This is a genomic window from Halorientalis pallida (assembly GCF_049605515.1).
GTDB lineage: Archaea > Halobacteriota > Halobacteria > Halobacteriales > Haloarculaceae > Halorientalis > Halorientalis pallida_A.
The window spans coordinates 2,587,372-2,601,129 of record NZ_CP187158.1 but is presented as its reverse complement, the minus strand read 5'-3'; the positions used below and the strand labels follow the sequence as shown (position 1 = coordinate 2,601,129).

The window sequence follows — 13,758 nt, the reverse complement described above, 5'->3', positions numbered from 1 at the left end:
GAGACCGCGATAAGAAACGCGCGATGGCCGGCCCAGTGCAAGCGCTCGAAGATCGTGCCGTGGCGTGTGCAAACCACCTGAAAACCGCCGAGCGAGTGGTGCTCGCGTCACACATCGACGCCGACGGACTGACGAGCGCGGGGATCGCCGCGACGGCGCTGGAACGGGCCGGGATCGAGTTCGAGGTCGTGTTCAAGAAACAGCTCGACGACCACGAGATCGCCACCATCGCGGCCCGCGAGGAGGAGACCGTCCTCTTTACCGACTTCGGGAGCGGCCAGCTCGACGCCATCGCCGACCACGAGGCCGCGGGCGATTTCACGCCCGTCATCGCCGACCACCACCAGCCCGCCGACGCGGAGACCGAGTACCACCTCAACCCCCTGCTGGAGGGACTGGACGGTGCCTCGGAACTCTCCGGTGCGGGCGCGAGCTACGTCCTCGCGCGGGCGCTCGAACCCGAGGACGTGGACAACCGCGACCTGGCCCGGCTGGCGGTCGTCGGTGCCGTCGGCGACATGCAGGCAGTCGGGGGCGAACTGGTGGGAGCCAACCGGGAGATCGTCGCCGAGGGCGTCGAAGCGGGCGTCCTCGAAGAAGGGACCGACCTCGCGTTCTACGGGAAACAGACCCGGCCGCTGCCCAAGCTACTCGAATACGCCAGCGAGATCCGGATTCCGGGAATCTCCAACGATCAGAACGGGGCGATCAGGTTCCTCGACGGGCTGGGGCTGGACCTGAAACGCGACGGCGAGTGGCGGCGCTGGGTCGATCTCGACCACGAGGAGCGCCGGACCGTCGCCAGTTCGCTCGTCCAGCAGGCGCTCAAGAAGGGGGTTCCCGCCGACAAGGTCGACGGCCTCGTCGGGACGACCTACACCCTGCTGGCCGAACCCGAGGGAACGGAGTTGCGCGACGCCAGCGAGTTTTCCACCCTGCTGAACGCGACCGCCCGCTACGAACGGGCCGACGTGGGCCTGGCGGTCTGTCTCGGCGACCGTGCCGACGGGTTAGAGCGGGCGCGCAAACTCCTCCGGAACCACCGCCGGAACCTCTCCGAGGGGCTCCAGTGGGTCAAGGAGACGGGCGTCACCCAGGAGGAGAACCTCCAGTGGTTCGACGCGGGCGAGGAGATCCGCGAGACCATCGTGGGCATCGTCGCGGGCATGGCCGTCGGCGTCGACGGCGTCGACCGCGACCGCCCCATCGTCGCCTTCGCCCGGAAGAACGAGGAGGAGACCAAGGTCTCGGCACGAGGTACCGGCCGCCTCGTGGCCCAGGGGCTGGACCTCTCGGCGGTGATGGGCGAGGCCAGTGCGGAAGTCGGCGGCGGTGGCGGCGGGCACGACGTGGCCGCCGGCGCGACCGTCCCCGCGGGCCGGGAGCAGGAGTTCGTCGAACTGGCCGACGAACTCGTCGGCGAACAGTTGGGGTAGGGTTCGGGCCGCCCCGGAATTCGATATAGCGGTCTGTGATTTATCGCGGTGGTGGCGGTGGACTGTCGGTTCGGACGAGAACCGACGTATTCGTCGCCGAGACAGCCCCCACTGTATTCATTCACCGACGAGAGGGGGGTATGGACATCGACGCCGTCGCCGAGCGCGCCAGCGAGTCCCTTCGTGCCGAATTTGGCGGGGCGATTCTGGCGGTCGGTCGCTACAGCAAGGCCGCGGACCAGCAGGCACGGACGGTCTACACCGCCGCCGCGTTCGAGCGGTCCCACGGCGAGAACACCTCCGGAAGCGTCCTCAAGGACGCGCTACTGGAGACCATCGCCCGGGGTGCCTACGAGACGAGCCACGACGAACGCCTGACCGCGACCGTCCGGATCTACGAGACGCTCGTCGACGTGATCGTGCCGCTGGCCGATGGCAGAGGTGTCGTCGTCGCGGTCGAGCGGGGGATGGACGCGGCCGTGACCGACGTGATCGGGACGGTCCAAGCGGCGGAATAGCGGGGAGAACAGGGAGTGGGGAATGGTGTTGGGGGATCGGGGGGATCGAGTCGGGGCGTCACCCGGTCACAGGATCGCGTCCGCGAGGTCCTCGCCCACGGCGGCGTCGCCCAGATACTCCAGGTGGCCGCCGACGCTCGCGGTCACGTCCACGTCGGTGTAGTTGCTCGCGCCGGGGCAGTTCGCGCCCTCGGTGCCCAGCGCGGTGTCGCCGAAGCCGCCGTAGGCTCCGCCGACCGTCGAGTCGTTCTGTGAGTAGTAGTTGCGCACCTCCTCGGCGTTGTCGACGAGTCCGTCGTACCACTCGCCGCCTGGGCACACCTGCGAGCCGTCCGCGGCGGCACCCAGCGGCGCGATGGTCTCGATGTCGTAGCCGTCGTCGATCTTGTTGGCCGTCCAGCAGACGACCCGGCCGCCCAGCGAGTGGCCGACCAGTCGGACGTTCCCGCCGCCGGCGTCGTAGAAGTCGGCGATCAGGTCGGCCACGTCGGCACCCACGTCCTCGGTGTCGGACTCGGCGTCGGTGTAGATGAAGTTCGTCGCGTCCCACTCGATGGCCACGTTCGCGTCGGCGAAATAGCCGCCGCCGGCCAGCGAAGTCGCCACGTCCTCGGCCTGACTCTCGACGGTCGTATCGCCGAACCAGCCGTGGACGAACACGAACAGTTCGTCGACCACGGGCAGGTCGTTGCCGAAGCCGAACCAGCTGCTCACGTCGACGACCTCGTCGATCTCGACGCCCACCTGTGCCGACGCCGACCCGGACACCGCCGTCAGTCCCGCCCCGGCCGCGGCCGTCGTGCCGATACCCCGGAGGACGGATCGTCTGTCGAGTTCGCGTCCGCTTCGATTCGCCTCTCGTGTGCTGTTACGGTCTGCCATGCGACGGCCGAACAATGTTGTGTTCGCGGGGAATGTATTCTTACGGTCATAAGCATATTTTTATAAGGATCGACTAATATGGATGTTTTCAGGTCCGACGGACTGGGACACCATGTGGGAAGTCGCCTTCACCATGACGCCGGAGCGCGGGTACTTCGACCGCGGGGAGCGGGCGCTGTGGGAGGCCGGCGTCTACCTCGAGACGGTGCGATCCCTGGAGTTTCTCGCGGACGGGACGGTGCTGGTCGTCTACGAGATCGACGGCACGGCGGCGGCGCTCGAGGAGTGTCTGGCCGCGGCCCCGGAGAAGGTCGTCGACGCGACGGTCACCCAGCGCGGTGAGCCGCTGGTAGCCCAGCTACGCTTTCACCCCGACGAGACCTTCGAGCAGTTGCTCTCGGTCCACCAGTCGTTCGGCGTCTCCGTCGACTTCCCGATCCACTACGTCGAACACGAGCCGGCGACCGTCGAACTCGTCGAGACGGGGAGCCAGGAGGCACTCCGGAACCGGATCGCCGAGACCCGGGAGCTGGCGGACGTTCACGTCAAGCACGTCCACCAGCACGAGCCGACCACGCGACGACAGTTCCGCGAGCTGACCGACCGTCAGCGCGAGGTGCTGGTCGCCGCCGTCGAGTGTGGCTACTACCGAAATCCACGGGAGGCCACCCACGAGGAGATCGCCGCGGAACTGGGCTGTTCGGCGAGCGTCGTCGGCCAGCACCTCCGCCGGATCGAGCAACAGCTGGTGTCCGCGACCGTCCCCGAACGGCTGGACGACGCGACCATCGAGAGCCCGGACGCCTGAGTTCCGCGGGACCTGTGGCGTGGTAACGGCCACCAGAGCTAAGCCGGTCGAACCCCCAGTAGGGTGCCATGACCGATTCAGACGCCGACGAGGCCACCGAACGGGAGCGGCTCATCTTCGGCGCGGGCTTTGCCTTCGGCGTGATGTTCACCATGTCGATCCTGGCGGTCGTGGTCGCCACGGTCGTCCCGCGACCGGTCGGGCTGGCGAGCCTGCTCACCTCTGCGGTCGTCCTGCCGATCATCGCGGCGGTCCTGCTCGCGGCCGTCGCTGGCGTCGCGCTGTACACGTTCGCCCTCCCCGAACACGGGTTCGGGCTGGCCGGCGTCACGCTGTTCGGCGAGGCCGACACCGAGGGCGAGTAACGGATTGTTTTAGGCCTGGCTCGCCGAGAAGCAGGTATGGCCGACTTCGACCCCGAGCAGTTCGAGGACAAGTACGCGAACTACTTCACGGAGCTCCAGCGGGCGTACAAGAACGCCTTCGAGACCATGAACGACCGGTTCGATTCGGAGTTGATCCACGGCATCGACCAGTTCGTCCTCTCGGAGAGCGAACCCTTCTACGAGGGGGATGGTCAGTTCCGGATCGAACTCCCCGACGACCCCTACGACCGGCTCCAGGGCGTCGTCGTCGGCGAGGAGAAGTTCGAGGAGATCATGGACCGGTATCTCGACGAGATCGAGACGGAACTCCAGCGCGTGTTCGGGTTCGACACGAGCGAGTGAGCGAGCGGGTGGCTATTTTTCGGTCGCGCGTGACTGATCGGTATGAACCGACAGCGCGTCTCGTCGGGCACCGAGTGGGAAGAACGGGTGGGCTACTCGCGAGCCGTCCGAACCGGTGACCGGGTCGTCGTCTCGGGAACGACTGCGACGGACGACGACGGCGAACCCGTGGCCGTCGGCGACCCGTACGAGCAGGCCAGACGGGCCCTCGAAATCGTCGAGTCGGCGCTGGAGGAAGCCGGTGCGACCACAGACGAGGTGGTCCGCACGCGCACGTACGTGACCGACGCCGAGGACTGGCCGGAGATCGGCCGCGCCCACCGGGAAGTCTTCGGCGCGGCCGGCCCCGCCGCGACGATGGTGCAGGTCGAACAGCTGATCGACCCCGACCTCTGCGTCGAGATCGAGGCCGAGGCCGTCGTCGGGTCGGCCTGAAACCGACGCACGACGGACGTGATTTCTATCTGTCACCTGAGAGGACCGGTCAGTCGAGCGTCAGTCCGGCGTGGGCCGTTGCGCGGGTGAGTCGGTCAGTTTCGCTGGCCATCGGGAGCGGTCGGGGCCGAGGTGTTGTCGATCAAACACTACCTCAAAAGTAATACTAAACACCCTGGGGGAGAACGTTGGCGACAACACAGCATGTCCGACGGACCGGCGGCCGACGACGTAGCGACGGACGGGGGCCAGGACTCCTGGTTCGCGAACTACTTCGGCTTCGCGGAACACGGGACGGACCTGCGGACGGAGATCGTCGCGGGGATCACGACCTTCCTGACGATGAGTTACATCGTCGTCGTGAACCCGGCGATCATGACGCAGTTCCCGGGGCCGAACGGCAAGCCCGGCATCGCCATCGAGGGGTACACGCCGGGCGAGGTCCAGCAGATGCTCGCCGTCGTGACGATCCTCGCGGCGGCGGCGGCGATCTTCGTGATGGCGTTCTACGCCAACAGGCCCTTCGGGCAAGCGCCCGGTCTCGGCCTGAACGCCTTCTTCGCGTTCACGGTCGTGGGCGCGATGGGAATCCCCTGGCAGACCGCACTCGCCGCGGTCGTGACCGAGGGGGTGCTGTTCATCGTCCTGACGGCGGTCGGCGCGCGGAAATACATCATCGAGTTGTTCCCCGAACCCGTGAAGTTCGCGGTCGGGACCGGTATCGGACTCTTTCTGGCGATCATCGGCCTCGAAGCGATGCAGATCGTCGTCGACGACCCGGCGACGCTACTGACGCTCGGCCCCATCGCCACCGATCCCGTGGCGATCCTCTCGGTGGTCGGCCTGTTCCTGACGCTGATGCTGTACGTGCGCGGCATGAAGGGCGCGATCATCGTCGGCATCCTTGCGACGACGATCATGGGTGCGGTCGCGACGCTCGCTGGACTCGTCGAACCGGGCGTCGCCGCCGCCGAATTCGTCCGCAACGGCGGTCTCGACATGAGTCGGATGACCGCGGCCCAGTACGACATCACCCCGCTGGTCGGTGCCTTCCTCGACGGGTTCGCGAACGTCGACGCATTCGCGTTCTCGCTGGTCGTGTTCACCTTCTTCTTCGTGGACTTCTTCGACACCGCCGGGACGCTGACCGGTGTCTCCCAGATCGCGGGCTTTCTCGACGACGAGGGGAACCTCCCCGAGATCGAGAAACCGCTGATGGCCGACGCCATCGGGACGACCGTTGGCGGCATCCTCGGCACCTCGACCGTGACGACCTACATCGAGTCCTCGACCGGCGTCGAGGAGGGCGGCCGGACCGGGATGACCGCGCTCGTGGTCGGCCTGCTCTTTCTCGCGGCGCTGATCGTCGTCCCGCTCGCGGCGGCGATCCCACTCTACGCCTCCCACATCGCGCTGGTGGTCGTCGCCCTGCTGATGCTCCAGAACGTCACGGACATCCAGTGGGACGACCTCACCCACGCCGTGCCGGCTGGCATGACCATCCTGATCATGCCGCTGACCTACTCGATCTCCTACGGCATCGCCGCCGGGATCATCAGCTATCCCCTGGTGAAGGCCGCCCAGGGCGAGTGGCGTGACGTGCACGTCGGCCAGTGGCTGCTGGCGGTCGCGTTCGTCGTCTACTTCGCCGTCCGGACCAGCGGCGTGCTGACGACGGTCGCCTGATCCCAGCGGTTCGCGAGCCGACAGATATATTATTCGAGTTATTCAGTGTGAAAATAACCGGCGGGCAACCGCCGGGTACAGACAATGCAATTCCGCAAGCCACTCGCCATCGTGTTCGCGGCACTGCTCACGATCACGTTGCTCAGCAGCGGCGCAGTCGCGCAGACCAGCGGGTCGGACGGGCCGAGTGACGGCTGTACAGTCGTGATCGACGACGACCAGACGATCCTCGACCTGCTCGGTGGCGGCGACGGTGGGATCGTCGTCACCACGCAGAAACTGTTCGAGATCGTGATCCAGCTCATCACCGGAAACTGCCTCTAGAGCCGATTCCGGGCTTTTTTCGCGGGGAGCGCGACGATTCGGGGGTCGCGAGTCCGTGCGCGATGGCCGAACGGGTGAGACCAAAAGCCTAAGCACGGTGAAAGCGTAATCGAAGACACCATGAGTACCGAAACCGAGGGCGGCGACGACGACCTCCGCGAGCAGGTGACGAACTTCCTGCGCCGGAACTTCCCGCAGATCCAGATGCACGGCGGGAGCGCGGCTATCGAGAGCATCGACCGGGAGACCGGCGAGGTCTCCATCCAGCTCGGCGGCGCGTGTTCGGGCTGTGGCATCTCCCCCATGACGATCCAGGCGATCAAGACCCGGATGACCAAGGAGATCCCCGAGATCGAGACGGTCCACGCCAACACCGGCGGCGGCATGGGCGGCAGCGAGGGCATGGCCGGCGGTTCCACCAGCCCCTCGTTCCCGGGCCACGAGTCCAGTAGCGGCGACGACAGCGACGAAGGCCCCGAAGCGCCGTTCTGAGCCGGGTTCCGCGTTTTTTCTCAGGTCCGCGAGCGACGGCACCGCGTCGCGACGGCAGCGTCCGCGTCCAGCCAGTCCAGCAGGTCGGCGGCGACCTGTTCGGCTCCGTTGTCGAACTCCGGGTCCGGCGGCGGGTCCGCGACGTGGGCGAGAACCTCGTCGGTGGAGTGGGCGGTGGCGACGCCCCGGACGCCGTAGCGGTCGATCCGCTCGGCGATCCCGCGCTGACAGTCGATGAACGGGCGGACGACGGCGGGTGTCCCGGCGACGGCGGCCTCGGCGATGGCCGAGAAACCCGCACAGACGACCAGATCGGCGGCCGCGGCGTAGGGTGTCATCGCGGGCACGGTCTCCCACCCGGGACCACCGACCAGTACCACGTCGTGGCCCGCCGCTCGCAGGCGGTCCGCGACGCGTGCCGACCCCGTCGAGAACGTGCTGGGAACGACGAGGACGTCGAAGGGCTCGACCGGTTCCGGATCGTCGGGCTGGTAGGCGAGTGGGTCGACCGGTCGGAGGTTCGCCGCTCGGGGCGGCAGCGACGCGTCCCAGAGGCGGGTGTGGAAGAAGCCCTCACCGGTCCGGAGCGAGTAGCCGTTGAACAGGCGAAAGGCGGCGCGCTCGACCAGCGCGTCGTAGCAGGCGACCGTCGAGTGGTCGAGACGGAAGAAGGGGACGCCGCGGGCGCGGGCGGCGGCGACCGCGAAGGGATCGTCGGCCAGCAGGACCGCGGGGTCACACTCGCCCAGCCACGCGTGGAAGTCGCGGAGTCGGCGGACCGCGGGCGAGACAGCCCCGGCCAGCGCACGCAGGACGGCCCCGTTCCGGCGCGGCCCGATGAACTCCACCGAGGTGGGTTCGAAGACCGTGAACCCGTTCGTCCGGAGGAAGTCGGTCCCCGGGCCGCCGCCGGCCAGCGCCACGTCCACGCCGGCGGCGTCGAGTTCGGCCGCCACCGCGAGCATCCGGGTCGCGTTGCCGGCCCCCTCCGGTGCGTGTGCCAGTGCGACGGTCCCCATCGTCCTCAGGGTAGCGGTCCCGCCACTAAAGCGTTCGAGAAGCGGGCAGCGTGACGGTCCCCCGATGTTTCGGGTGGGAGCCTCCCGGGCGACCCGAACCGTTCCGGCGGGTATTAGTCCCGTCGGCCCGGGAAGTCCGACATGGCCAATCAGGAGCTCATCGACGCGCTCAGGGACGCCGACGCCGTGAAGTTCGGCGAGTTCGAGCTGTCCCACGGCGGCACCTCCAACTACTACGTCGACAAGTACGTCTTCGAGACCGACCCCCGGTGTCTGGAACTGATCGCCCGGGCCTTCGCCGACCGCGTGGGCGACTCCAAACTCGCCGGCGTGGCGCTGGGGGCGGTCCCGCTGGTGGCCGTCACGAGCGTCGAGACCGGCCAGCCCTACGTCATCGCGCGCAAGCAGGCCAAGGAGTACGGCACCGGCAACCGCATCGAGGGCGAACTCACCGAGGGCGAGGAGGTCGTCGTCCTCGAAGACATCGCGACCACGGGCCAGAGCGCCGTCGACGCCGTCGAGGCGCTCCGTGAGGCCGGCGCGGTCGTGGACCGGGTCCTCGTCGTCGTCGACCGGCAGGAGGGCGCGGCCGAGCATCTCGCCGACCACGACATCGAACTGGAGTCGCTGTTGACCGCCGAGGACCTGCTCGAGGACGCCGAGGGACTCGACGGCTGAGGGGAGCATGCGCGAGGAACCCCCGGGCCCGGAGAACGCGGACGGCTTCTTCGACCGGTTCGTCCACCCGTGGCTGGCCCGGGCGGCGGCACTCGGGTTCGGTCTCTGGCTCGTCGCCTTCCTGCTGGCCGCGGGCGGCCTGGCGGGCAACCGCATCCCGGGCGACCAGTACGAGGTCCTGCTCTTTCTCTACTCGGGCGTGATCGGAACGCTCGGCATCGTCGTCCTCGGCGTCTGCACGCTCGTCCTCGCGGGGTTTTTCGTTCGCAGAGAGTGGCGGGGCGGGCGGTGAGTCAGTCGGCGGGTTCCAGAAAGATCGTCCCGCCGCCGATCAGGAGACCGGCGAGGCCGGCCACGAGCGACCACTGCCCGAGCGAGCCCTCCAGCGCGGCCGCGAGCAGGAGGAGGCCGACCAGTTTGCTCACGCGGTCGAGCCAGCGGAGACCACGCGGCGAGAGTGGGACCTGCATCTACCCGGCGATGCGGCGCTGTCGGCGTTTGAGGAGGGCGTAGACGATCAGCGTGTAGAGGATCGGCACGACGACGGTCATCGCGATCAGGTAGGGGTACAGCGCGTCGGTCGTAGTGCCCAGCACCTGTGCGACCGTGCCGCGCATCCCGTCGATGGAGAGGACGATCGTGAGCATGATCGCACCCACGCCGAGCGCGGTCTGTGCGGGGCGATCCAGGGGATCGACGGTGAAGTGTTTCGGTTCGTCGGTGTTGTCGATCAGCGGCCAGACGATCATGGCGCCGATGATCACCATCGGGACCACGATCCCACCGATGAACTCGGAGGGGATCATCTTCAGCGACCCGAACACCCACATGAAGAACCAGTCGGGGCTCGGGTGGGACGGCGACTCCAGCCCGATGGCGGCGATCCGCTGGACCGGGAAGAATGCCGCCAGGAAGGAGATGGTCGCGGCCGTCAGCAGGAGGACGACCGTCGACAGCAGGAACTGCTGGGGGAATAGCGGCGATCCGACGACGAACGAGTCGTCGTCGGCCGCCGGCGTGCGGTCGTCACTCCGGGAACTGGGCGCGTGTTCGGTGTGTTTCTGGCGCATCAGGACCATCATGTGGAGTCCGATGATCGCCACCAGTAGCGCCGGGAGCAAGAAGACGTGCAGGAAGAACATGTGCGGGATCACCTGGTCGGCCTGGCCGGGGAAGGCACCGCCGAAGGCCAGCGCCTGCAGGAAGCCGCCGATCACCGGCACCTCGCCGGTCATGTTGAACCCGATGATCGTCGCGGCCTTGCTGAACCCGTCGAGCGGGAGCGCGTAGCCGAAAAAGCCCTCGGCGAGCGAGAGCAGGAGCAGGACGCTCCCGATGAACCAGTTCGGTTCGTGGGGGTTGCGGTAGGCACCGCTGAAGAAGACCCGGAACATGTGCAGGGCGATGGCGGCGATGAAGATGTACGCCGCCCAGTGGTGGGTCATCCGCAGGAACATGCCGAAGGGCGTGTCGTACGTGATCTCCAGCACGCTCGCGAACGCGCCGGGCACCTGCTGACCGGCCCACTCCGCGGCGTTACCTTCGTAGGTGACTTCCCGGGCGACCGGTTCGTACATGAGTCCGAGGAAGGAGCCGGTCAGCGCGAGGAAGATAAAGGAAAAGAGGGCGATCTCGCCGAGCAGGAAGGAGCCGTACTTGTCCTCGGGGAAGGCCTTCCCGAGGATGTCGTGGTTCAGCTCCAGCCGGTCGTCGAGCCAGGTGAACAGGCGGTTGTTCGGGTACTTCTGTCTGGTCTCGATGTGTCGGCCCTGGACCGGTTCCCCGCCGGGAGCGCCCTCGTGGTGGCCGCTGCCGTCGGTCGCTGGTCGGTCCGTCGCGTCCGGATCGTCGTCGGTGTCGGTGTCGCGTGTCATGATTACTCGGGACCGACCGGTCCCTCGAACTCGCCGGTCGCCAGGAGCAGTTGTTCGTCGTCACTCTCGGAGACGCCGATGGGGAGCTGTGGGAGCGCCCGCGGCGCGGGGCCGTCGGTCACTTTCGCCCCCTGGAGCGGATCGAAGACCGAGCCGTGGCACTGACACTTCAGCTTGGCCTGGTTCTCCACCGTCCCGTCGACCAGACAGCCGAGGTGGGTACACACCTTCGAGTAGGCGGCGTACCCCTCGACGGTCCCGTCGACGTTCGTCGGGTCCTGATAGCTGTCCTCGGGGAACCGGACGAGCAAGACGTTGCCGCGGTCGTCTTTGATCGCACCGCCGCCCTCCTTCTCGGGGTAGACCGTCGTCGGCTCCAGCGAGTCGTTCTGGGGGATCGCGTCCGAGACGGTGAGGGGATTGCCCTCGCCGTCGACCAGTCGGACGCCCTCGACGAACAGCGGTTCCGGCGGGACGATCTTGCCCGACTCGCCGAGGCCGGCCAGCGCGGAGACGCTGAACGCACCGACGGCTCCGGCCCCGCTGACCGCCGCCAGTACCTTCGCGACCTGCCGGCGTTCGATCTCGATCTCCTCGTGTGGGTCCTCGGGTGGCGTGTCCGTTGGCATGTCAGTGATCCCTCCGTTCGGCGACGGTGATCGAGGGGGTGAAGAAGACGGCGTAGACCAGCACCGTGGCCGCCAGCGAGAGGAACAGCATCCCGGCGTAGACCCCGATGAACTGGTTGCGCGCCTGCCCGAGCCCTTCCAGCCCCAGCAGGGCGGCGAAGACGATGGTACTCCAGGACAGGCCCGCGAGCGCGATCAGGCCCGTCCGGTTGGCCGGCGCGGGCCAGTAGTCGACGATCCAGCGGGTGTCGGTCTGCAGGTAGGGCGGCACCTTCACGACCGGTTTCCCTCCGTCAGAGCGAGGCTCTGACGAGGCCCCGCTCGTATCACTCGCGGGACCACCATCGGACCGTGGCTCTGACTCGGTGACCGACGGCCGCGTGTGCCCGAGTCGGTCGATGAACCGTGCCGCCCCGGACATCCCGGCGACGGTCACGAGGAGGGCGACCCAGGTGACGACCCCGGACTGGTTGGGACCGACTTCGACGGGCGTGGGGAGGAACTTCCCGGTCGGGTCGATCGGTGCCGACTGGTTGACCGGGATCGGGTCCTCGCCCTTCCCGAGACCGATACCGCTGCCCTCGGTGCCGCTGGTGAGCGCGACGTACCACATCGGGAGCAACACCGACGCGATCAGCAAGACGATGATCACCGTCTCGCGTCTCATCCGTGATCACCGGCGACGGGCCGTCGGACAGTCTGGAACGTGCCAGTGTGTACTGTGTAACTCATAAGTAGCGGAGGACCTCCGTGTCACCGACCCACACACCGTGGCGACGAACTCCGTCCGGTGCCAGCGCCGTCGCCAGTACGGGCCGGAACATTACCAATTCGAAAATGTTCGTGTCTGGTTTATGCGTCTTCCGTTCGCGTCCGGCCCGTTGTCGCGAGTTGTTCCCCGTTGTTCGGGGTTTCCGCGGCACCATTCCGACAGACATACTACCGGGACGCCGGGAGCTTTGGACGAACGGTTCGGCCCGAACCATGAATCGACGCACCTACCTCCGACGGCTCGGGGCCAGCGGTCTGGCGGGGACCGCCCTCACGGCTCCGGCGGCCGCCACGACCCAGGAGAACGAACCCAGCGCCGGGAACCAGACCGCAGCCAACGGAACCGCCGGGAACGGGACCGACTCGGGTGGCCGGCCGACCATCCCCGCCGACGGCGAGACCTACGAGGTCCAGATGATCACCGAGAGCGGGAGTTACTACTTCGATCCCGTCGGGTTGCACGTCCAGCCGGGCGACACGGTCACGTTCGTCAACGCCTCCGGCTCCCACAGCGCGGCCACCTACTCGACGGACAACGACCGCGCCGAGACCCGGCGCATCCCCGAGGGCGCTCGAAGCTTCAACAGCGGCGTCTTCAAGGAACAGGGCGCGACTTTCAGCTACACCTTCGCCACCGAGGGCACCTACGACTACTACTGTTCGCCCCACAAGTCGCTGGGGATGGTCGGGCGCATCGTCTGTGGCGAACCGGGCGGCCCCGCGACCGAGGGTTCGATCCCCGACGCGCCCGGCAGCGGCATCATGCCCGACAGCCAGAAGATCGTCGAGGAAGGGTCCATCGCCTACCCGTTCGTCCCCAGCGGGCTGGAACCCCTCCCCTGGCAGTTCTGGGCCGGGGCCGGCGTGTTCGGCACGATCTTCGCGTACCTCCTCTCGAAGTACGACCGCGAGTCCGACCGCTACAGCGTCGAGAACGCCGACAACCAGATATAGGTCCCCTCGTGCGTCGCGGGAGCGACTGCCGCCGCGGTGTCGCTGTCTTTCTCCCAGCCGGTGTGGACTGGCTTCGGACCGAAGCTCCCCGTCAACAGCTGTACGCGACCCGCACAGCACCGTGGGGCCTTTGTGGCTGTACGTCTTACAGAAGCCGATGGCAAACCTGGAACTCTACGAACTGGAGGGCTGTCCGTACTGTGCGAAGGTCATCGAGAAGCTGGACGAACTGGACCTGGACTACGAGTCCCACATGGTCCCGCGAAGTCACGACGAGCGGACCGAGGTGAAGGAGGTCAGCGGCCAGACCGGCGTGCCCGTCCTCGTCGACCCGGACAACGGCGTCGAGGGGATGCCCGAATCCGACGACATCGTGGAATATCTGGAAGAGACGTACGGGCACTGAATTTTTACTGCCTCGGGTGCCGCGCTCCGCGCGGCACCGCTCGTTGCAAAAATTTAGTACAAAAACTCGCTCGACGCTCGTTTCACTCGCGTCGAGCGAACCGCGCGCCTTTGGCGCG

General features: G+C 67.4%; 19 protein-coding genes. 13 read left to right on the top strand and 6 right to left on the bottom strand.

All coding sequences use genetic code 11. The annotated features are described in order from the left end of the window. The first annotated feature begins 23 nt into the window (after positions 1 to 23). Complete coding sequence (locus tag ACOZ4N_RS15005; protein ID WP_424017174.1) at positions 24 to 1,436, top strand: DHHA1 domain-containing protein; 1,413 nt, start codon at positions 24 to 26, stop codon at positions 1,434 to 1,436. A 140-nt stretch (positions 1,437 to 1,576) separates the two neighbouring features. Next, the gene (locus tag ACOZ4N_RS15000) at positions 1,577 to 1,954 is read left to right on the top strand and encodes a hypothetical protein (RefSeq protein ID WP_424017173.1); all 378 of its coding nucleotides are present in this window, start codon (positions 1,577 to 1,579) and stop codon (positions 1,952 to 1,954) included. A gap of 66 nt (positions 1,955 to 2,020) precedes the next feature. Here ACOZ4N_RS15000 and ACOZ4N_RS14995 read toward each other — a convergent pair whose 3' ends face one another. Then, positions 2,021 to 2,836, bottom strand: a complete 816-nt coding sequence (locus ACOZ4N_RS14995; RefSeq protein ID WP_424017172.1) for an alpha/beta hydrolase — start codon at positions 2,834 to 2,836, stop codon at positions 2,021 to 2,023. Positions 2,837 to 2,918: 82 nt separating this feature from the next. Here ACOZ4N_RS14995 and ACOZ4N_RS14990 point away from each other — a divergent pair, with 82 nt between their 5' ends. The 7 genes from ACOZ4N_RS14990 to ACOZ4N_RS14960 all read left to right on the top strand — a co-directional run bounded on the left by ACOZ4N_RS14990 (position 2,919) and on the right by ACOZ4N_RS14960 (position 7,309). Next, on the top strand, positions 2,919 to 3,644 hold the full coding sequence (locus ACOZ4N_RS14990; protein WP_424017171.1) for a helix-turn-helix domain-containing protein: 726 nt from the start codon (positions 2,919 to 2,921) through the stop codon (positions 3,642 to 3,644). Between the two features lie 68 nt (positions 3,645 to 3,712). Then, the gene (locus ACOZ4N_RS14985) at positions 3,713 to 4,009 is read left to right on the top strand and encodes a hypothetical protein (protein WP_424017170.1); all 297 of its coding nucleotides are present in this window, start codon (positions 3,713 to 3,715) and stop codon (positions 4,007 to 4,009) included. 36 nt (positions 4,010 to 4,045) lie between these two features. Then, positions 4,046 to 4,372 carry a DUF5783 family protein gene (locus ACOZ4N_RS14980; protein ID WP_424017169.1) on the top strand — a complete coding sequence of 109 codons (327 nt, stop codon included), beginning with the start codon at positions 4,046 to 4,048 and terminating at the stop codon, positions 4,370 to 4,372. Between the two features lie 42 nt (positions 4,373 to 4,414). Further along, positions 4,415 to 4,807 (top strand): RidA family protein, encoded by a 393-nt coding sequence (locus tag ACOZ4N_RS14975; protein ID WP_424017168.1) that lies wholly within the window; start codon positions 4,415 to 4,417, stop codon positions 4,805 to 4,807. Between the two features lie 204 nt (positions 4,808 to 5,011). Continuing rightward, positions 5,012 to 6,493, top strand: a complete 1,482-nt coding sequence (locus ACOZ4N_RS14970) for an NCS2 family permease (RefSeq protein WP_424017167.1) — start codon at positions 5,012 to 5,014, stop codon at positions 6,491 to 6,493. Between the two features lie 84 nt (positions 6,494 to 6,577). Beyond that, complete coding sequence (locus ACOZ4N_RS14965) at positions 6,578 to 6,817, top strand: hypothetical protein (RefSeq protein WP_424017166.1); 240 nt, start codon at positions 6,578 to 6,580, stop codon at positions 6,815 to 6,817. A gap of 120 nt (positions 6,818 to 6,937) precedes the next feature. Then, the gene (locus ACOZ4N_RS14960) at positions 6,938 to 7,309 is read left to right on the top strand and encodes a NifU family protein (RefSeq protein ID WP_424017165.1); all 372 of its coding nucleotides are present in this window, start codon (positions 6,938 to 6,940) and stop codon (positions 7,307 to 7,309) included. Between the two features lie 20 nt (positions 7,310 to 7,329). Here ACOZ4N_RS14960 and ACOZ4N_RS14955 read toward each other — a convergent pair whose 3' ends face one another. Continuing rightward, complete coding sequence (locus ACOZ4N_RS14955; protein WP_424017164.1) at positions 7,330 to 8,328, bottom strand: hypothetical protein; 999 nt, start codon at positions 8,326 to 8,328, stop codon at positions 7,330 to 7,332. Between the two features lie 141 nt (positions 8,329 to 8,469). On the opposite strand from ACOZ4N_RS14955, the gene pyrE reads away from it, so the two are divergent. Beyond that, positions 8,470 to 9,006 (top strand): orotate phosphoribosyltransferase, encoded by a 537-nt coding sequence (gene pyrE, locus ACOZ4N_RS14950; protein WP_424017163.1) that lies wholly within the window; start codon positions 8,470 to 8,472, stop codon positions 9,004 to 9,006. 7 nt (positions 9,007 to 9,013) lie between these two features. After that, on the top strand, positions 9,014 to 9,298 hold the full coding sequence (locus ACOZ4N_RS14945) for a hypothetical protein (protein WP_424017162.1): 285 nt from the start codon (positions 9,014 to 9,016) through the stop codon (positions 9,296 to 9,298). 1 nt (position 9,299) lies between these two features. On the opposite strand, the gene ACOZ4N_RS14940 is transcribed toward ACOZ4N_RS14945, so the two are convergent. Genes ACOZ4N_RS14940 through ACOZ4N_RS14925 form a run of 4 tightly spaced genes read right to left on the bottom strand, consistent with a single transcriptional unit; the run spans position 9,300 to position 12,176 of the window. Beyond that, positions 9,300 to 9,476: a hypothetical protein gene (locus ACOZ4N_RS14940; protein WP_424017161.1), complete on the bottom strand. Its 177-nt coding sequence runs from the start codon at positions 9,474 to 9,476 to the stop codon at positions 9,300 to 9,302. Further along, positions 9,477 to 10,880: a cytochrome b gene (locus ACOZ4N_RS14935; protein ID WP_424017160.1), complete on the bottom strand. Its 1,404-nt coding sequence runs from the start codon at positions 10,878 to 10,880 to the stop codon at positions 9,477 to 9,479. 2 nt (positions 10,881 to 10,882) lie between these two features. Then, on the bottom strand, positions 10,883 to 11,509 hold the full coding sequence (locus tag ACOZ4N_RS14930) for a ubiquinol-cytochrome c reductase iron-sulfur subunit (protein ID WP_424017159.1): 627 nt from the start codon (positions 11,507 to 11,509) through the stop codon (positions 10,883 to 10,885). A gap of 1 nt (position 11,510) precedes the next feature. Then, complete coding sequence (locus ACOZ4N_RS14925; protein ID WP_424017158.1) at positions 11,511 to 12,176, bottom strand: hypothetical protein; 666 nt, start codon at positions 12,174 to 12,176, stop codon at positions 11,511 to 11,513. Positions 12,177 to 12,493: 317 nt separating this feature from the next. On the opposite strand from ACOZ4N_RS14925, the gene ACOZ4N_RS14920 reads away from it, so the two are divergent. Then, positions 12,494 to 13,234 (top strand): plastocyanin/azurin family copper-binding protein, encoded by a 741-nt coding sequence (locus ACOZ4N_RS14920; RefSeq protein ID WP_424017157.1) that lies wholly within the window; start codon positions 12,494 to 12,496, stop codon positions 13,232 to 13,234. A 157-nt stretch (positions 13,235 to 13,391) separates the two neighbouring features. After that, positions 13,392 to 13,640 (top strand): glutathione S-transferase N-terminal domain-containing protein, encoded by a 249-nt coding sequence (locus ACOZ4N_RS14915; protein WP_424017156.1) that lies wholly within the window; start codon positions 13,392 to 13,394, stop codon positions 13,638 to 13,640. The last annotated feature ends 118 nt before the right edge of the window (positions 13,641 to 13,758 follow it).